Below are 18,871 nucleotides of genomic sequence, written 5' to 3'. Positions count from 1 at the left end.
GCGCCAGGGATTGACCAGCGCATACTCCTGCTCCCGGCGCTCGACCTTGACGCGCTGGTTGATCGTCAGGTAACATCAATCGTAGCAGCAATGCGCAAAGGGGGTCACGATGTGCCCGGGCCGGCCCCTCTCACATATTCATACGCTTGCCAAAGGGGAATACGTCATAGGGAGCTTGTCTTCCTGGGTGAGAACCATCACAGACCATGGTCTGATACCCTATGTGCCGCCCGGCGCTTGCAGCGGCAATAGGGGGGTCAATCCGGGGGTGACCGCTGGGTTCAAGGCCGCACTCACTGCCGTCATCAATGTGGCCGTCATTCCAGGACTTAGCTCTCCCATCAGTTGAGCAATGAGCTCAGGGCTCAACGACGCGGCCAATCGCGCCTGGACTAGGGAACTCAGCGCCGCCGTCAGTCAGGACGTCAACGCCGTGCTCAGTCCCGCAATCAGCCGGGCGGCGAGTCGCGCAGCGAGTTCCGGCTTGACTTGCGCGTTCAGCCGCGAGTTGAGTCCGGCCTTGAGCCGCGCCTTGAGTCTGCGGTTCAGTTCAGCACTGAGCGCCAGAGTGATCGCCGCAGTTCTGGTGCGAGTGCTTTAGCCCGCAGCCGGTCTCGTGCGTAAGTCCTGTCCCTGCGGAGTCGCCAGTTCGACGGACTCCTCACCCCGACCCTCTCCTCGGGGAGCAGAGGGAGAAGGAAAGGCCCTGATTGCCATCTACATGTAGTGGTGTACCGCTCTCCGACCACAATTCTGCCGGGGAGTGGGCGGCCCACAGGCCGCCTGGGGGGTGGCATCAGCCCATAGGAGAAGTCAAAAGTCAAAAGGTAGAACTCAAAAGCCAACACAAGGAACATCGAACCGAACATCGCCGAGAGCAACAACTTGAGCAACTACTGGCAGAACTTCGTGAGCAACGCGCGGAGCAGCGACTGATAGAGGTTGAGATTGATGTCGAGGTTCAGGTCGAGATGGAGCGAAAGACGCGACTGCTGACGCAAGTGAACACCCGGCGCGCGAAGCTTCGGCCGGTACTTCGTGACGAACAACGCGAAATACTTCGCGAGACACAATCGCGCCTTCAGCGCGAGGTTCCAGTTGCCACGTATCGGGTGCCGGCTGTCGCAGCGGGCTTGGGATACGATCCGGAATCGCCGAGCCGATTCCGGTCATGTCTCCGCCCGGCAAAGCGGGTGTTGGCCGCTAGGGGTTAGGGGCAAGGGGGCCGTGTCGGGTCGACGGTTGACTCGGACCGGACCGGGGTTGCTCAGCGCTGGCGCGAGAGCATGCGGGCTGTCTGTTCGATGCTGGCCTGGCTGCGCGAGCGCGTGCCGCACTCCGGGCAGGACCACCTGTAGCCCAGCCATGCATGAGTCTCGATGACGCCCAGGCCGCACTTCGGGCAGCGCGGCGGCTCTTCGACGTAGATTTCGTCGATGGGCGTGCGCGAGGCCGCGTGGGAGAGGTCGCGGTGGGGCCGGTGAACCAGCTGCCAGACCACGCCATTGTACGTCCGTTGCTCGCGACGGAACCCACCGGGACGCGGAGGTGCTGCAGATGTGGGACGATGGGTGGGGAGTGCGACACCGGGCACAGAAGAGAGGTCTCCACGAGAGGGTTCAGAGGGAGGCCTGTCCGCCTTGCGTGCCCGGCGGATTGCGCGGACTATGAATGCGACTACTAAGTAGGTGATGACCAGCTGGATGATTACCGGTGCCGAGCGGCTGGCCATGGTGTCTACGGCTTCCTTTCGCTGGCTTCGAACTCGGAGCGGAGTATGGCATACATGACGATGTCCTCGCGGGTTCCTCGATTGCTGACATATTGCCGGAGCACTCCTTCCCGCGTCATGCCCAGCTTCTGCATAACGCGGCCGGACGCCGGGTTGCGCGGGAAGTGCCCTGCCTGGATGCGGTCGAGACCGAGAGTGCTGAAGCCAAAGCTCATCATTGCCCGGGCCGCCTCAGTGCAGTAGCCGCGGTTCCAACTCTCCTTCGCGACCATGTATCCGAGTTCACCGCGTCCGTGGTTCTTGTTGACTGACAGGCCCACGGAGCCGATTACCTGCCCGCCGGGCCTCAGCGTGATGGCGAGAATGACGTCGGTACCTTGCCGGAAGCTATCGGCGTGCGTAGAGATCCACTGCTCAGCGGCACCGTCCGGATAGGGATGGGGAATGGCGAGCGTGGTCGAGGCGATCTCCCAGTCATTGCACATCTGCTGAGCGCGTCCTGCGTCGGCGAGCGAGAAGGGCCGCAGCGTGAGTCGGGCAGTCTCGATCACGGGCAGGCCACTGTCCATCTGTCGTCCTCAGGCCTTCTTTGCCACAAAGAGCTGGACACCGGAAACGTAGTCGTAGGGGCGCTTGTCATAGCCGCCGTAGACGTTCACGACCTCGTAGCCGGCACACCTCAAGAGCAGGTGCATCTCTCGGTTGTGAATCCAGCTGAGGGTGAAACTGGCCGGATAGCGCTTCACGGTGCCGTCCGGCTGTATCCTGTCCACATACTGGCAGGCCTCCATAGTCTGTGTTTCCGGATGGCGGTCGGTGATGTTGGTTACGATCATCTCCTTGCCGGTCTCCGGGTCGCGTTCTACCTGTCCGGTGACATGGTGGAGGTTCGCGTTGGCCAGCCAGTCGTGGAAAGGCGCGAAGACGTTGAGCACGAGTCGCCCGTCGTCCGCCAGATACTCGCGTATGCCGGCCAGGCAGGCAAGCTGGTCATCCGTGGTCAGCAGATGCTGGAAAGAGTTGAACGCACAGAAGACCAGCTTGAACTTCTGCGAGAAGCGATAGTCGCGCATATCCGCGCACTTCAGCGCTACTCGGGCCTGCACTTCGCGTGGCTCCTTGTCGAGCTTGGCCTGGAACTTGTCGAGCATCGCTTGGGACATATCGATACCGGTCACTTCGAACCCGGCCCGGGCTATGGGCAGTAGGGCGCGCCCGGTCCCACAGGCCAGTTCGCATACCGGTCCGCCGGTCTCCTTGGCAATACCAAGGTAGAACGGCACGTCCTCCTGCTTGTCGGCATAGAGCACGTCGTAGTAGACCGAATAGGCGTCGTATTCAGGCATGGGTCACCTCACCAGTAGCACCCGATAGGACCTATTGGTCCTATCCGCCCAATCGGTCCGGACAAAGTACACTCCTGCGGGCAGGCGGCCGAGGTCGTTCGCGCCGGTGCGAAGCTGCATCACGCGGCGGCCAGAGGCATCAACCAACTCCGAACGCCGATCGCCGAATGCCGAACTGGGGAGCACCAGGCAGCCGCGTACTACGGTGGCCGCAAGCGCTTGGCGTTCGGCGGTCGGCATTTGGCGTTCCTCAACTCCGGTCGGGACGCCGAACCAGTCGAGGATGAGGCGCAGCAACTGCACGCGGCTGAAGAAGCCCGGCTTGGAGCCGGGACGGTTCACTGCTTCGAATCCGAGGCCCATGAACACGACCCTGCCGCCCGCCGGTATCTGGCGCCGGGTGGACGCGTACCTGACGTTGACCGAGTCGTAGAGGATGAAGCCGGAGGAATTGCCCAGCGGCGAGATGACGTCGCGCGAGGTCTGGTTGCTCGCGCCGTTCCCTCCAGTTGTCGCGGTGCCCGTTACGATCGCTCCCAGGGAATCCTGGCGATTGCCGAACGCGAAGAACCCCGACCAGCCGGATGAGTCGAAGCGGCAGCCGCAGATGCTTTCGAGGAAGGCAGTGCCGCTGAGTTCCTGGGCGATGTTCTGGCCGGTGATGAACAGGTTGGTTCCGGTCTGCGCGTAGCGGGCGAGGCTGTCGCGGTCCGGGACCGGAATCGTCCCGCTACTCGTGTTGCCCGAGTACCAGATGACCGTGTTTGTCCTGAGCCGGTCCAGTACGGTATAGGGGAGAAGCCCGCCTGATGGCCGGTTCCACTGGCACCAGGTAACACCGAGCGTGTCGAGTGTGCTGGTGTAGTAGCTCGCGTAGCGTTCCAGCGTGTCATTGTTCACGATCAGCACGTGCGCGGGCTGAGTCCGCAGGTCGATGGTCGTGTCGCCGCGGATGGCGAAACTCCACGATCGTGCGTAGTAGGGCACCGACGGCTCAATCGACAGCGAGAAGATGCTGTCGATGAGCTTCAGGCTGAATCGGCCGCTGGTGTCCGTGCGAACCGAGTCCCAGACCGAGGTCCTGCTGCCGAGCCGGGCCTTGACCCAGCTCACGATTCCTGCTCCGGACGTCGAGTCAACCAGAGTCCCGGTCACGCGGCAGGTATCGTAGACGCGCAGAGTGAGCCTGGCCGTGTCGTTGAGCGGGTTGTCATCCCCGCTGACGTTCACGCTGAAATGGAACATGCCGCCGGTCTGAGGCACACCGCCGTAGAACACAATCGTATCAGTCTGCAGGAACGGCACACTGTCGACGGCGAAGGTGTCCACCGGAACTCCCTCGAACCGCAAGATGGCCAAGGTAGGGTCTGTGGCATCGCGGCCAACGTTCGCGGCCGGGACGATAACGTCCAGGGGAACGCCGACCACGTGAATGTCGAGCGGGTCCGGGCTGGTGAACTCAAGCAGCGACAGGTCATCGTCATAGGTCGGGGTCACGAATACATCCATACCCATGAAGACGAGGTAGGTCGAAACCCAGGTCTGGTCCTGCGTGACCGGGTCGCTCCACGTCGCCGGTATTCCGCCGTCGTCATCGGTGTCGCGCATCAGCAGCGTATCGGTGAGATAGTGGTGCATCACCCAGTTCAGCGTGTCGTGGCCGAGCTCGGCGGCGGAGCGGTAGGCGTTCGCCAGCCAGATGTTGTGGGAGCAGTTCCACGAGCCGCCAGGATAGAACCCGGGCAAAGACTCGCCGTAGGTCTGGACCCAGAGCTTGCCTGCGGCTGTGTCCTCCTTGCCGACGGTGTGAACCACGCCCCAGAAAGCCGTGCCGCCGCACATCGCCCAGTTCTGAGTTCCGAGCCGGTTCGCGGCGCCGCCCTCGATCCACGACTTGACCCGCTGGCCCCGCGCCAGCGCACTGTCGTGGAGGACCGCATCGCTGCGGGTACGAGCGTAGTCCATCGCCATGCCCGATGACTGGCTGGTCACAAAGTAGTCCAGGGCTGACGTCGGCAGCGGGTTGGCGAGGTAGAAACTGCGGCACGTATCGGCATAGGCAAGGTGGCTCGAATCTCCGTAGGCGCGGCGATACTCGGCTTCGGCCATGAAGCCGAGGCCGCAGTTCCAGATTGCGTACCACGTCTGGCTGGGGACGCCGCCGTGCTCACAATAGGCCGGATGGTTCATCACGTAGGTCCAGGCGCGCTGGATGTTCACCTGGTAGTCGTCCCGACCGGTCAGCTCATACCAGCGCGACCAGATCCAGATGGCCTCCTGCGTGTTGTCGGTTTCGATGATGGTCGGCATGTGTTCGGCCTCGATGATGCCGCCAAAGTCTCCGGAGAGCGAATCCGACACCTGGTAACTGGCGACGAAGTCGCAGGTCAGCTTGATCTGGCGCAGATAGTTGAACCGGCGCGGGCCGTATTGCAGGCTCTCAGGCCGGGGCAACCACTCGGCTTGATACGAACTGTTGAAAGACTCTATCTCATCCTCGGTCCACATCCGCGTGGCGAGTGCGGCCGAAGCAAGGGCAAGAACAGCAAGCAAGACACGTCTGGACATAGGTACCTCCGTCATCACGATACCGGCTCAGTGGGTACAGTCAAGCCGGGGCGACCCGGGAATGCGTATCATTCACTCCGTCAATAGCGGTCAGGTCCCCAAGCCCAAGAGGGAACTCTCGTTCCATTGTCCTGTATCCCGCTTGATGCGCCAATCGCTCCCCTCGATAGTGGATTCCGCGTCACTGCACCAACCCTCAAGCAATACGACAAACTCGAGCCGCAGGAGCGCAAGGTAGGCTACGACGCCGCACTTCGAGTTGTGGAACCTGCCAGCGAAATCGCCGAGTGAATTCAGCGGCCTCACCCCGTATGGCCAGAACTCGCCTTTCGCACAGCACCTGACATACTTCCGGACCTTATTGTATCTCTGATGGAGCGCCTCATGTCGCCCACGTTCCAAGGCGAGGCAGTTCAGGGTGATCTTGTGGATGGCTCGCGCGAACAGCCTCTCGTCGAATTCCCTTGGTTGCGAGAGACTGAGGGATACCTGCGTCACGCCGGGCTGTACTATGGCTGGGCCAAGCTGTATCTGGAAGTAGTCCCTCTCTGGGGAGTAGAATCTTCCGATGCTTCTCCGTACCCTTCCTCTTCGGTCGGGGACTTGATCCAACACGCGACACAGTGCATTCCAGTTGAGAAGCCCGAAGTTCTTGTCCATGTCTGCGAAGTAGTTGTTGCAGTCATCGCATACGTACCCTGCAGGCAACGTCTTGGCGCACCCCAGACTCGCAGGCGCGATGTGCTCGGCAGCGCGTGAGCGCGACGAGTCGCCAAGGCAGTAGATACAGGCTTCAGCCGACATCAGCCGCTAGGGTGCGGAGAAAACGTGAATACGTGACCAGGAGTGCGCGGGCCAGCCGTGTTCCTCTCAGGAGTTCAGATATGGAACCTCCTATTTCCACGGCAGGTGCGGTGTGACGCTTGACTCGACCTTGGGGACTTTCCTTGTCCCGGTCTGCTCCTTGCGTTCCTTCACTACTTGAACCTGGGCGGACTTTCTCTCCATGCGCGGTTCGAGAACGTTGGTGGCAAGGTCTATGTGGACCTTCGGTTTCGATCCACCGAAGAACTCGCCAACCCCCTGCCCGAGGCTCTTCGACCCAGCAGTTATGGTCAGCACGCAAGGCGTCCCAACCCTGACGCCCTCTTTTTTGCCGACCACATTCGCCACACCTGTCGCATACCCAAAGAGCCGAGGGTCGGTTTCACCGCGCCAGTTCGTTCTGCCTTCGTACATCTTGTAGCTGTAGTTCATGCCATCTGGATTCGACACCGCCGATATGACTTCCGCCAGCAAGCCGTATGCGGGGTTCACCAGCGTGAGCGCTCTGCCCATGGTTGTGATGCTGCCTTTTACTTCCTCATTTTTCTGCCTCAGAGCGGCCTCGTTGGAGAACATCGAGTAGGCCAACTCGCCCGTGCTGCCCTCGGGAAGCTCGAATTCCAGCATTTGCGTGCCTTCAAGGACGATGTCCGTGGTCAGGACGGACTGGAGCACCGTCTCGTACGTGGTGTCGGTCCACCGTTTCAGCTCCTGGACAGTGTCATGGAACGCCTTGAAGACCGGTTTCTCGACCCATGTCGTTTCGTACGATGTGTCTGCTCGAAAGGAAGCGTCGAACTCGGCGTACTTCTTCTGCGCCGGGATTCTTGCCGCCGTTATGAAGTATAGGTTCGTTCTGTGGCCAGAGTGATTCTCGATGGAGAGTGTGAAGGCACCACCCTTGTCGGTGTAGTAGAGAATCTCGGGCTTGCACTGCTCATAGACCGATGTGATGATACCTCCGTGCCATTCAGCGAGCACGGCCCTGCCGACGTTGTCGCCCTTTCGCATGAAGAGGTCGCCTAGCCCTCCGAGACATCCGCACGACGAGCCGACTTGGCGCAGACACGAGGCGTCCACCTTCAGGCTATCACCTGGTGCTAGAATGAAATCCTGTGACCAGGAACTGCCTTTCGAAAGCGTCACCTCGGTCTGCAGGAATTGAACCGGCGCGTACGCCAACAGAGCCAAACACAGGGCACTGAACATTCCGTCCTCCTTGAGTCGTACTCAAACAAGAGTCGCTACCTGTCAGCCACGCTCTATGCTATGTTCAGCCGAAGCGGAAGTCAACTGGAGTCCGCGGAAGGGCGCGCAAAGTCGCGCGGCGACGATGTCGAGCGTCCTTGTTCGGCTCTCGTATGCCCTTTCAGGACTGCTTCTGACCCGGTCATTTCACTCGCGACAATCCCAGCGAGGCTCAGTCGGCGGGTCAACGCCGGGCGAGATTTGACCGACTCCGGTCCTCGGCTAAACTCTAGGGTGAAAAGGCGCGCCGGGCGCCGTTTCGTGCTTCTGCGAACCTCTTCCCAGCTACTGGAGGCTCTTGATGTTCTGTATCGTCCGTATTGTCGCTCTGGCTATGGTCGCGGGGCTTGGGACACGGCCCGCAATCGCCAAGCCGATTCCGGTCATGTCCCGCTCTGGTGCGGCGACAGGAACCCTGACCCAGACGTTCGAGTTCAAGCCGGACGACTTCGTCTTCGGCAGGGTGAACGGCTTCGACGTCGTCACGCTGCCCGGCCACTACTCGACGTCCGAGCCGGGTTACCCCAACCTGCCGCTGGCGGTGTACAACGTGGCGATTCCTCCCGACGCCGAGGTGACGGGCGTGGACATAGTCAGCGTCTCGACCGAGGCGCTGGCAGGCGAGTTCAACATCCACCCGAGCCAGCGGCCGGAGATTCTCTCTCAGCCGTCCCGGGCATTCGTGCCGCCCGACGCCCGTGCCTACGCTTCCAGCCGGTCATACCCGGCCGAGATGGTGCGGTTCACCCGGTCAGGGCTGATGGGTGGATATCGCCTCGCCGGCGTCCACGTTTCCCCCCTGCGCTACACGGCAGCGCAGAAGCGGCTTGAACTGGTCACACGTATCAAGGTCGCAGTCCGCTACGAGCGGAACCGGCACGAAGTCCTGAGCCTGGACAAGTCGCAGGTCGACCTGATGGGCCGGAACGTCAGGCCACTGGTCGCGAACCCGGAAGCGGTGGCGAATTGGTCCCCGGCAACGCGCCTCCCGGTCGGGGGCGCCGATGGCAGGCCGACCATGGATTCGCTCTTCGACATGATCGTCATCACCTCCAGCGCGCGCGCGGGCAACTTCCAGCCGTTCGTGAACTGGAAGACCCGGCGCGGCATCAAGACCGTGGTGATGAGGACCGAGTCTATCTACTCCTCCTACTCCGGGCGGGACAACCAGGAGAAGATCCGCAACTGCGTGAAGGATTACTGGCAGAACCACGGGCTCAAGTGGGTACTCATCGGCGGCGACGACGGCATCGTGCCGGTGCGGACCTGCCGGCTGACGGTCGAGGGTACTACCGAAGACATCGCGTCGGACATGTACTATGCAGACCTGCAACACTCCTGGGACTCGAACAACAACGACCTCTTCGGCGAGATGGAGGACTCGGTCGATCTCTTCTATGACGTCCTTATCGGCCGGACGCCCATCGACAATGCCTCCCACGTGGCCACTTTCTTCGCCAAGGACACGATGTTCGAGAAGCACCAGGACACTACCCGGCTGAAGCGGGTGCTCTACGGCTCGACGATGCTCTTCGACCCCTACCACGGCAAGGTCATCAACCACATCATCGCCGACGAGTTCCCGTCCGGCTGGACCCACGCCCACCTCGAGGACCCGAATACGGGCGTCTACGCGGATTCGATGAGCAGCGGGTTCCAACTCGCACACGTCTCCGCGCACGGCAATCCCAGCACTTTCTCGGTGATGGACGACTACGAGGTCGCCGGGCTGACCAACGGGCTGACCAGGCTCAACTTCGTCAACTCGATAGCCTGCATGTCAGGCTGGTTCGACAACGACGAATGCCTGGCCGAGGCCCTGGTCAAAGCCCCGAACGGCGGGTGCGTAGCCTGCATGCTCAACTCGCGCTACGGGTTCGGCTACCCGCCGGCTATCGGGCCGTCGGAACTCCTCGACCTCCAGTTCTATCGATACTTCCTGCAGGGCGCGGCCACCCAGTTCGGCACGCTGGGGATGATGTCCAAGGACTACTTCCGCAGCCTCGCCATGGACCAGGAGGTCTGGCGCTGGTGCGTGTTTGAGTTGAACCTCTTCGGCGACCCGACGCTCCACGTCTGGTCGGAGAAGCCCGGTACCCTGGCTGTGACCAAGCCCGACTCAGTGCCGACCGGGACCCAGGTGGTGCGCATCACGGTCAAGAACGGCAGCACGCCGGTCAAGGGTGCGCTGGTCTGCCTGAGCAAAGGCACCGAGACCTACGCTCGGGGTTGGACCAACTCGCAGGGATGGGTTGACCTACTGGTCGCCCCGACGACCACAGGTAACCTGGACTTGTCGGCCAGCGCGCAGAACTTCTATCCGTACGACGGGCTGGTGCCGGTGCGCGGCAGTTCCAACCGCCCGGCCCTGGTCTTTGCCGGGCTGCGTATCGATGACAGCAACGGCCGGCTCGACCCGGGAGAGACAGTTGACCTGTACGTTTCGGTCAAGAACGAGGGCGCAGTCGCTGCGACCGGGACGAACGCGGTCCTGAGAACGTTCTGCCCGTATGTGACCCGGGTCGATTCGACTTCGAGCTACGGCACCATCGCGGCCGGGGCCACGGTCGAAGGCGACCGGTTCCGGGTTACGGCTTCGGATACGACGCCCCCCGGCACCCTGGCCGAGATGATTGCGGCCTGCACCGCTACGCAAGGCTACTGGGAACCGTTCTTTGAGACCCGCATCGGTGACCTGCCGCCGGCCAGGAAGCTCTGGGCCGACCACGGGAACAACGACATGATCCTCTCCGTCACTTCGCTGGGCTCAATCGGGACGCTCGGGCCGTACAACGAGGGGTCAGGGCTGAAGTACCCGCGCAACGCGCCGTACGGATCGATCTACTTCACCAGTTTCGCCTGCGGCAACGGCCCGAACTACGTAGTTGACCGCTGGTATGGCCACCCCAGTTCGACCTTTCAGGCGGACTGGCGAGCGGTCGACACACTGCACGCGGTGATTCCGCCTCTTACCGGCGGCCAAGAGTACCAGGCAGTGATTGACGACAGCGCCCACGCCACGCCCAAAGGATTGACCGTAGCTCAGTGGTCGGCATCGGTCCCGGACTCCGGCTTCCGTGACTTCGTGGTCCTGACCTATAGAGTCGATAACCTGGGCTCGGCGCCGGTGAACGGCGTCCACGCCGGCATCTTCTCCGACTTCGACGTCAACAACGAGACCTCGAATGACGTCTACACCGACACATTGCGCCGCTTCACCTACATGACTCAGTCGGGGGATTACAACTACGCGGTCGGCATCAAGCTGCTGTCGCCGCAAGTCGCGGCCAATCTGTCGGCAATCGACCACAACGTCTACCTGGTGCCATCCGGAATGATCACCGAGGCGGTGAAAGACAGCTTCCTGCGCGGCGCGATATCGCGGCCCAACTCGAACGGCTCCCGCAACTGGTCCTGTATGGTATCGGCCGGGCCGTTTGATCTTGAGGTGCAGGGCCGGGCATTCGTCGCCTTCGCCTTCGTCGGCGGCAACTCCGAGCAGGAACTGCTCGACCACGCGGATTCGGCCCAGTCCTGGTTCGACCGTTCGGTCGCCGTGTCCGGGCCAGTCAACGTCGGCGACATCATGCGAGTGGGGTTGCAGGCAGCCCCCAGCCTGGTGCGCGACCAGGCGCGGCTTCGCTTCGCTCTGCCGCAGGACGGGCGCATCCGGTTGTCGGTGCTCGACGTGTCTGGCAGGACACTGCGAGTGCTGGCGGATGGCTTCTACCGACGCGGCGCGTACTCGACCACATGGGACGGGCGCTCCGCGGCCGGCGCGACTGCGTCTAACGGCGTATACGTCTACCGGCTCGAGACCAGTGCCGGTACGGCTAACAGCAAGTCAGTGATGTTCAGATAGCCCGGGCCAGGGCCCGGAGGAGAAAGGAAGAGGAAGATGAAGGGAATGCTGAGACTGAGTCTGGTGGCGCTCGTCGTACTCGGCTGCGCTGCCGGCGCCAAGAAGCAGGTCGGCGGCACGAAAGTGACGCCGGTCCAGCAGATGGAATTCACCGACCACGTCTTCTACCACAACATGGGACTGACCTGGGACGGAGACTACTACTACACCATCAACGGGGGCAACACCGAATACTCTAACCTCAACAAGTACGATGAGTCCGGGTCGCTGGAAGAGAGCTACAGCATGGGCGCGGACGGGCGGGCGATTCTCTACAGCCCGGCCGAAGAGCAGCTCTACGTCAAGCCCTACGGCACGTCGCTGGACTTGGCAGACCTCGACCTCGAGTTCACGGTGGAGGACAAGGAGGGCATTTTCTCCGAGGACCAGAGTTCGGTGGCGATGTCTCCCGACGGCGAGAAGCTCTACGAGCTGGAAGACGGTACGGTCACGGTCTTTGATAGCGACGGCGAAGAGGAGACGAGCTTCGAGCTGTCGAGCTACAACTCGACCACGGACCTCGGCTACTCCTATGCGATTGCCGCGTCGGACAAGTTCCTGTTCGTCTGGGCGCCGGACAGCGACACCGACATACTCGTCTACGGCATCGACGGTGAGTACGTCAGCAAGTTCGCGCTGCCCCGGTCCGGGTTCGGGTTCTCACTGTCGTGGGCCAATGACATGCTCTGGATCGCCGAGGATGCCGACGGTGGCTCTGACGGCGCGGACGGGACGTGGTATGGATACCAACTCAAAGGACTGGAGTAGACCGAGTAAGTGGTCTAGTGATCCAGTGATCTAGTGATCAAGTGTCCGTGTCCGCCACCGGAACACTGGACCACATGACCGCTGGACCACTACAGTCTTCGCACCGACGGCGCCAGGACCGATACCGCCGCCAGACTGACTAGTACGGCGCACCCGCCGACGATAGTCGCCGCGGGTGCGCCGAACCTCTGCGCAATCGCCCCGCCCACAAAACTCCCGACCGGGAACATCCCGTTGAACGCCAACATGTAGACGCTCAGGGCCCGGCCGCGGATATGGTTCGGGGCCAGGGTCTGGACCAGCGTGTTGGTGAGCGAGGCGATCGAAGTTTGGCAGAAGCCGATGAGCACGATCACCGGCAGGGCCAGGCGAAAGTCACGTATGAACGAGAATACGATTATCAAGATGCCGAGGCTGAGCGTGCCGAACACGAGAATGCGGCCTTTGTGTTTCGTCCTGCTGACTGTGGCAAGGGTCAGGCCGCCGATGACCGCGCCGATGCCGATGCACGTCATCATCACCCCATAGCCGCGCGCGCCCGCGTGGAAGACGTCCCGGGCAAAGACCGGCATCAGCGGCAGGTAGACGATCCCGAACGAACTGAATACCGCCATCATGATGACGAGCGTCCGGATGTCCCTGTGGCCGCGAACGAACCGCAGCCCGGTCATTATTCGTTGCCCCACCGACTCTGCGGAGCCGTGAGGCTGGGGGGGAGGCAGACGAATCAACCAGAGCGCGACGATGATCGCCAGGAAGCTCGCACTGTTTATCCCGAAGCAGCCGCCCGGCCCGATGGTACCGATGAGTACGCCGGCAATCGACGGGCCGATGATCCGGGCGGAGTTGAACATCGCCGAGTTGAGCGCCACCGCGTTGAGGACGTTCTTCCGCTCCACCAGGTCGGGGATCAGCGACTGGGCAATCGGGGCATTGAGCGTGGCCGCGAACCCGGACAGGCAGGAAAGCACCAGCACGTGGTAGATGGTGAGCACTTTGGTCCAGTAGAGCACGGCCAGCGCCAGCGCGAGCAGCGCCAGCACCGACTGGGTGCCGATCATCAGCTTCCGCTTGTCGAACCGGTCGGCCATGGCCCCGGCCGGCAAAGAGACAATCCAGGCCGGCAGCCAGGCCAGGGTCGAGTTCAGACCGACAAAGAACGGAGAGTTGGTCAACTGCAGTACCAGCCAGCCGGTGGCTATGCTCTGCATCCAGGTGCCGGTAAGGGAAGTGAGGTTGCCGAACCAGTAGAGCCGGTAGTTCCGGTGCGCGAAAGCGGCAAAGGTGGGGGGCAGGGCCGCGCCCGAGGCGCGGGCCACCTCCTCCTCGACTAGCTCGAGCCCGGGCCTGTGGGGACTGCTACCGCTTTCCTTTGAGGAAAACGGTGGCTGTACCCGCGGATCTGTCGGTGGTTGGTTCGGGTCTTTGTCCGGCAAGGCTGTATTCTACAGCCGCGCGTCGCCCTGTAAACCGCAGCGCGAAGCCTCGACGGCTCTGAGCGATGGATTGTCGTCGGTGGCGGCAGGCAGACCGGGCGCTGCTGCCGATGGAATGAAAAGAGAGTCACGCGTAACCCAGTATCACGACAATGTCTATGACCGAGCCGTTTATTGATACCGAGCTACCGTGCTCTCGGCTATCTTAGACGCAGCCGGGTCCGGAATGGTGCGGCCGTGGTCAGTTCGCGGCTATCGGGATTGCCTGCTGATGGGCGGGATGCAAATCGGCGAGGGCGGAGGGCCAACGGCTTCCGGCTAACGGCTGACAGCTTGAGGCGAGTTTCACCCCAACGGGGTGACAGGTGCACGTGCGACGACCAAAGGGAGCGCTGCTCTGCGTCCTCGCAGGGAGCTGTTCGTGTCGGCTCAACACGCCCTTAGGGGTGGAACCCCTAAGGTGCGGGGCTTGGGGTGAAACTGGCTTGGGGCTAACGGGCAGCGCCCGCGACGAGTTCTCCTGGGTGTCCCAAGCGGTGCGGTGGGCCGGACCGGACGGGAAGCTGACCGGTAGGCAAGTCGGGAGACCGACCCGCACGCAATCTGGACTGCTGTCTCAGCGGCAGTCCGGGCCGCAAGCGCCCGGATTCGGTGGAGAGGAACCCCGACTGCAGACCGGCAAACTAAGTCCCCTGCTCTCCGGCACACAATCCCTCGAACTCCCGGTCAGACCGCTCTGGAGACTAGGGACGCAGGACTTTCCGAGACTGCGTTCGCGACTGTCTGAGGAACGATGTACGAAACAACTATGCAAACGACGCGCGGGATACTCCCTCAGGTGCAGGGGTCATTTCGTAGGCTTCAAGCCTAACGCCTTAACCCTCAAGCACATAGGCCCAAGAGCCCGCTCCCGCGCCATTCTACAGCGTTGTAGAATTCGTGAGATTCCCCTTCCCGCCCCGCGTCCGTCCTTACCTCTGACCTCCAGCCGTGTGCTTCTCGCCTCCGGCCTTGGCCGGTCCTGGCTTCCTACTTTCTGCACTCTGGTTTCTGGACCCTGGATTCTGAACTACCGAATCAGCTGTTTTGGCTCTTGCCTTTCGACCCAGCTCGAGCTTCTAGCTTCTAACTTCTCGCTTCGTCCGGGGATCTCCAGTCGCCGCCTAGCCCCGCCGCAGCACGTGGAAGTGACCCTCAGCGCCCCCGGCGTCGACCTTGATTCCGATTTCGACAGCCACGAAGACGTGAAAGCGGGGTCAAACGGCCCCGGAGTTCCCTGCACCCATTCGTTTCGTCTGTTTCGTGGCTTAGTGTCAGTTCTGGGGTCAACGCCGTCCTTGACTACGTACGCAGGCAGCTATAATACTCTCGACCGAGCCGGCCCAAAGCCGCTCAATCCGATCGGGTTGCCGTCGTGTAGTCGGACGCGCGGGAGCGCTTGCGTCGCCACGGTCAAAGGGGTTCTTACGAGTCTTGGGAGGTTTGTTGACCGAACTCAGTCCTGGTACGCAGGTAGTTTGTTGTAGACGGACAGCCGTTCGTCGCTCACCATCGCCGGCTCGCCGCCAAGTTAATCGTTCATTGTTCAGTACCCATCGTTCAGCACTATCCTCCCTGCGGTCGCCCGTTGTTAGCTTGACCGGATGCGTTCTGCTCGTTACGCTTTGCCTTGTCCTATCCCTCTGCGGCTGCAAGAACGGACTCACGCCCGAGAGCATCCGAGCCATCGGGCGCGGCTCAATCCAAGTCAGCTCAACCCCAACCGGCGCGGTAGTCTGGCTCGACGCGGTCGGCACTGGCGAGACCACCGATTGTAGTCTCGATAGTGTGCCTGTCGGCGACCACCAATTGACCCTGAAGCTCGCAGGCAAGCTCGATTGGGGCGAAACGGTGTCGGTCGTTGCTGGTCAGACGGTTGCCGTCGCGTGTCCCCTTCTGCCGCGCGAGGTCGGATTCTGTGACACACTGGGCAATGCCCGCGGAGTGGCGGTGTCTGGCAGCTTTGCCTACGTAGCGAACTCTGCTGTGGACCTGCGTGTCATCGACGTGAGTAGTTCGCAGAGCCCCTATGAGATCGGGTGCTGCATTACGCCGGGCAATGCTCGGGGAGTGGCAGTGTCTGGCAGCTTTGCCTATGTGGCGGACAATACTCGGGGTCTACGCGTCATCGACGTGGGCAATCCGCATGGCCCCTATGAAGCTGGGTACTGTGATACGCCGGGCTACGCCGCGGGGGTGGCGGTGTCTGGCAGCATTGTATGCGTAGCGGACTATGCTGGAGGTCTGCGCGTCATCGACGTGAGTAGTTCGCCGAGCCCCTCTGAGGTCGGGTACTGCGACACACCGGGCTATGCTTCTGGCGTGACGATGTCGGGCAACTTCGCCTACGTGGCGGATGATGCAGAGGGACTTCGCGTCATAGATGTGAGCAATCCGCAGAGCCCCCATGAGGCCGGGCACTGCGACACGCCGGGCAATGCCCGGGGAGTGGCAGCATCCGGCAACTTTGCCTATGTGGCGGACGGCGGTTTGGGTCTGCGCGTCATCGACGTGAGCAATCCGCAGAACCCCTATGAGGCCGGGTACTGTGACACGCCGGGCACTGCCTACGGCGTGGCGGTGTCTGGCGGCTTTGCGTATGTGGCGGACGGCGAAGCAGGCCTGCGCGTCATCGACGTGAGCAATCCGCAGAGTCCGTATGAGGCCGGGTACTGCGAAACGCCGGGCACTGCCCACGGCGTGGCGGTATCAGGCAGCTTCGTTTACGTGGCTGACAACCTAACGGGTCTGCGCGTCATTCAGGTGGCGAGATGAAGACCAAGGCTGTCTATCTGATGCTGCTAGTGCTCGGGTGCGGCTTGGCTGCTGACGTGGACATCGGTGCCGGTTTTGGCGGCGGCTATGCGAACTGGAACGGCTGGGGCGGGTACTCGATCGCCGCCTCGGGTGGGCCGTCGTTTACCTTCGGTCAGTTCGGGCTGGGAGTTGACTTCCTGCTCGGGCAGTCCAAGGTTGCCAAGAATGGAGAGTCCATGGCGTTCTGGAACTTCGGAGGCATGGCCCATGTACGGTACAGCGTTTTCAAGGTCGGTGCCGGGTACGGGTACATACCGGGATTCACGACCGAGGCAGATGGCTACTACTTCGGCACTGGTTCGCCGCTGCTGGCCGCTGGTTTGACCATCCCCATTCGACTGACTGACCGGGTGAGCTTGAAGTTGGATGCCGAGAACGTCTTTCCGCTGAAGCTTGCCAGCTTCTATGATCCGTCGGCGCGGCTTGGCCTTGTCTATCGTATGACCAGGCCGAGGAAGGCCGTCAGACCGGAACCCCCGGCTCCTATCCCATCCAGGAAGGCCGATGAGCAGGTGGCAAACGCTCCCCTGAGGTCTGGACCCAAGCCTTCATTCCCTCCTCGGCTTGAGACCAAACTGGCTTTCGAGGAAGCGGGCCGGCGGAATCAAGCGCTGGACGCAGGTGAGCAAGCCTTCATCGTGGTCGCCGTTGCGAACTCCGGCAAGGGCAGGGCGGATAGCCTGCGCGTCCGAACCGAAGCGATATCTACCATCGAGGGTGTGAGCATTGGCGCAGACGTCATCGTTCCTGCAATCGCGCCGCAGGAGACCGCACGCGTGAAGGTCAGGATAGTGGCGAGCGAGGATGTCCCAGACCAGGAGATTCGCTTTCGCGTGTCGGTCATAGAGCCAGTGTTCGGTGCCGATGCGTTTCCCAGCGTTATCAACATAGTCGCTCGAAGTATCGAGCCACCGGACCTGGTCGTGTACGATATCGCCATCACTGACAACGAGTCCGAGAGCGAGTGGGCGCAGGGCAATGGCAACGGCCAGCTCGAAATCAACGAACAAGTGGAAGTGACCACGATTGTGCAGAACCGCGGAATCGGCACTGCGTATGGCGTGCGCGTTACGGTCACTCCGTCCGACCAGAACGTGCTCTACCAGTCTCCACAGTCGGAAATGAACCTGGGAGATATTCCGGCCGGTGAGTGGCGCACGCTGAAGTACCCTGTCTTCGTCAATGCGCGGTTCCGGGAGGATACGGTGAAGCTCGCGCTGAGCATTGCCGAGCAGAGGCCGAAGTTCAGCCGCGGTGCGTCTGTGAAGATTCCGATGAACACCAAGGTTCAGGCGCCAACCGAGGTGGCGGTCCAGCCAAAAGCCAGACCCGGCGTGGCCACACCGGCAACGCCCCCGTCGCTGACCGACAGCCTTCTGGTCGACATCCCGAGGGGCCCCGCGAATCCGGACGCGTTCGCGGTTGTCGTCGGCGTCTCGAAGTACCGCAGCGTTGCCGCCGTGGAGTATGCGCGGCAGGACGCTGAGGCGATGCGCCGGTATCTGGTCGAGGCATTCGGGTTTCAGGATGCCAACGTCATCGCGTTGGCCGATCCCTCCAAAGGCGATCTGGAGCGCACATTTGGCACTGCCGGGAACCCCGAAGGCCAGCTCTTCAACCTGGTATCTCGGAAGCCGGGCCAGTGCGATGTGTTTGTCTACTACGTCGGACACGGCGCGCCGTCGATCAAGGAGAAGAAGGGCTATCTTGTGCCGGCGGACGCGAGCCCGGACTACATCGAAATCAACGGCTACCCGCTGGATGCGTTCTACGCAAACCTGGGCAAGATGCCGGCGCGGAGTGTCACGGTTGTGCTTGACGCCTGCTTCACGGGCGAGACGCCGGACGTCGCCGGCAAGGTCAGCACTCTCCTGCGCGACGCCAGCCCGCTGGTGATTGCACCGGTTGCAGAAGAATTGCCCCAGAACGCGACCGTCATGACCGCGGCGACAGGCAGCCAGATTGCCTCCTGGTATCCTGAGAAGAAACACAGCCTGTTTACGTACTGGTTCCTGAAGGGCCTGAAGGGCGACGCGGACTCGAACAAGGACGGTTCTATCACTCTGGGCGAAGTAGGCGCCTACGTCCGCAACCAGGTCCCGCCGATTGCAAGACACGTGTACAATCGCGAACAGACGCCCGAGTTCCGGGGCAGCGCAGACGCCGTACTCCTGAAGGTGAAGTGAGCGAC

The 18,871-nt window shown here is 62.0% G+C and carries 13 protein-coding genes; 5 read left to right on the top strand and 8 right to left on the bottom strand.

Translation table 11 applies throughout. The features are described from left to right. The first annotated feature begins 352 nt into the window (after positions 1–352). The gene (locus FJY68_02920) at positions 353–601 is read left to right on the top strand and encodes a hypothetical protein (GenBank protein ID MBM3330789.1); all 249 of its coding nucleotides are present in this window, start codon (positions 353–355) and stop codon (positions 599–601) included. Positions 602–893: 292 nt separating this feature from the next. Here the strand turns inward: FJY68_02920 and FJY68_02915 are convergent, their stop codons facing one another. The 7 genes from FJY68_02915 to FJY68_02885 form a co-directional block, all read right to left on the bottom strand. Continuing rightward, positions 894–1,073, bottom strand: a complete 180-nt coding sequence (locus tag FJY68_02915; GenBank protein MBM3330788.1) for a hypothetical protein — start codon at positions 1,071–1,073, stop codon at positions 894–896. A 194-nt stretch (positions 1,074–1,267) separates the two neighbouring features. After that, complete coding sequence (locus FJY68_02910; protein MBM3330787.1) at positions 1,268–1,732, bottom strand: hypothetical protein; 465 nt, start codon at positions 1,730–1,732, stop codon at positions 1,268–1,270. Positions 1,733–1,737: 5 nt separating this feature from the next. Further along, positions 1,738–2,301, bottom strand: a complete 564-nt coding sequence (locus FJY68_02905; protein MBM3330786.1) for a GNAT family N-acetyltransferase — start codon at positions 2,299–2,301, stop codon at positions 1,738–1,740. Between the two features lie 9 nt (positions 2,302–2,310). Next, positions 2,311–3,078, bottom strand: coding sequence for a class I SAM-dependent methyltransferase (locus tag FJY68_02900; GenBank protein MBM3330785.1), 768 nt, complete (start codon positions 3,076–3,078; stop codon positions 2,311–2,313). Positions 3,079–3,081: 3 nt separating this feature from the next. Beyond that, complete coding sequence (locus FJY68_02895) at positions 3,082–5,646, bottom strand: hypothetical protein (GenBank protein MBM3330784.1); 2,565 nt, start codon at positions 5,644–5,646, stop codon at positions 3,082–3,084. A 90-nt stretch (positions 5,647–5,736) separates the two neighbouring features. Next, positions 5,737–6,450, bottom strand: a complete 714-nt coding sequence (locus tag FJY68_02890; GenBank protein MBM3330783.1) for an HNH endonuclease — start codon at positions 6,448–6,450, stop codon at positions 5,737–5,739. Between the two features lie 90 nt (positions 6,451–6,540). Next, entirely contained in the window at positions 6,541–7,680 is a 1,140-nt protein-coding gene (locus FJY68_02885; protein ID MBM3330782.1) for a hypothetical protein, read from the bottom strand. Between the two features lie 340 nt (positions 7,681–8,020). Here FJY68_02885 and FJY68_02880 point away from each other — a divergent pair, with 340 nt between their 5' ends. Together FJY68_02880 and FJY68_02875 are read left to right on the top strand one after the other, a co-directional pair. Then, a complete protein-coding gene (locus tag FJY68_02880) occupies positions 8,021–11,581 on the top strand; it encodes a hypothetical protein (protein MBM3330781.1) in 3,561 nt (1,186 codons plus the stop codon). A 36-nt stretch (positions 11,582–11,617) separates the two neighbouring features. Next, the gene (locus FJY68_02875; protein ID MBM3330780.1) at positions 11,618–12,388 is read left to right on the top strand and encodes a hypothetical protein; all 771 of its coding nucleotides are present in this window, start codon (positions 11,618–11,620) and stop codon (positions 12,386–12,388) included. An 89-nt stretch (positions 12,389–12,477) separates the two neighbouring features. On the opposite strand, the gene FJY68_02870 is transcribed toward FJY68_02875, so the two are convergent. Then, on the bottom strand, positions 12,478–13,824 hold the full coding sequence (locus FJY68_02870) for an MFS transporter (GenBank protein ID MBM3330779.1): 1,347 nt from the start codon (positions 13,822–13,824) through the stop codon (positions 12,478–12,480). Between the two features lie 1,635 nt (positions 13,825–15,459). Between FJY68_02870 and FJY68_02865 the strand changes: the two genes are divergently transcribed. Together FJY68_02865 and FJY68_02860 are read left to right on the top strand one after the other, a co-directional pair. Continuing rightward, entirely contained in the window at positions 15,460–16,638 is a 1,179-nt protein-coding gene (locus FJY68_02865; protein MBM3330778.1) for a PEGA domain-containing protein, read from the top strand. Continuing rightward, positions 16,635–18,866: a hypothetical protein gene (locus tag FJY68_02860; GenBank protein MBM3330777.1), complete on the top strand. Its 2,232-nt coding sequence runs from the start codon at positions 16,635–16,637 to the stop codon at positions 18,864–18,866. Before FJY68_02865 ends, FJY68_02860 begins: the two co-directional genes overlap by 4 nt. Positions 18,867–18,871 lie beyond the last annotated feature (5 nt).

The organism is candidate division WOR-3 bacterium (genome assembly GCA_016867815.1).
In the GTDB taxonomy this organism is placed as follows: Bacteria; Hydrothermota; Tepidihabitantia; order Tepidihabitantales; family Tepidihabitantaceae; genus UBA2258.
This window is presented reverse-complemented; position numbering and strand designations above follow the sequence as displayed.

Bases quoted from the DNA above. Each gene is read 5' to 3' on its own strand.
- FJY68_02905 (MBM3330786.1), bottom strand. From the start codon at position 2,301: ATGGACAGTGGCCTGCCCGTGATCGAGACTGCCCGACTCACGCTGCGG.
- FJY68_02900 (MBM3330785.1), bottom strand. From the start codon at position 3,078: ATGCCTGAATACGACGCCTATTCGGTCTACTACGACGTGCTCTATGCC.
- FJY68_02875 (MBM3330780.1), top strand. From the start codon at position 11,618: ATGAAGGGAATGCTGAGACTGAGTCTGGTGGCGCTCGTCGTACTCGGC.
- FJY68_02885 (MBM3330782.1), bottom strand. From the start codon at position 7,680: ATGTTCAGTGCCCTGTGTTTGGCTCTGTTGGCGTACGCGCCGGTTCAA.
- FJY68_02890 (MBM3330783.1), bottom strand. From the start codon at position 6,450: ATGTCGGCTGAAGCCTGTATCTACTGCCTTGGCGACTCGTCGCGCTCA.
- FJY68_02860 (MBM3330777.1), top strand. From the start codon at position 16,635: ATGAAGACCAAGGCTGTCTATCTGATGCTGCTAGTGCTCGGGTGCGGC.
- FJY68_02910 (MBM3330787.1), bottom strand. From the start codon at position 1,732: ATGGCCAGCCGCTCGGCACCGGTAATCATCCAGCTGGTCATCACCTAC.
- FJY68_02920 (MBM3330789.1), top strand. From the start codon at position 353: ATGAGCTCAGGGCTCAACGACGCGGCCAATCGCGCCTGGACTAGGGAA.
- FJY68_02895 (MBM3330784.1), bottom strand. From the start codon at position 5,646: ATGTCCAGACGTGTCTTGCTTGCTGTTCTTGCCCTTGCTTCGGCCGCA.
- FJY68_02880 (MBM3330781.1), top strand. From the start codon at position 8,021: ATGTTCTGTATCGTCCGTATTGTCGCTCTGGCTATGGTCGCGGGGCTT.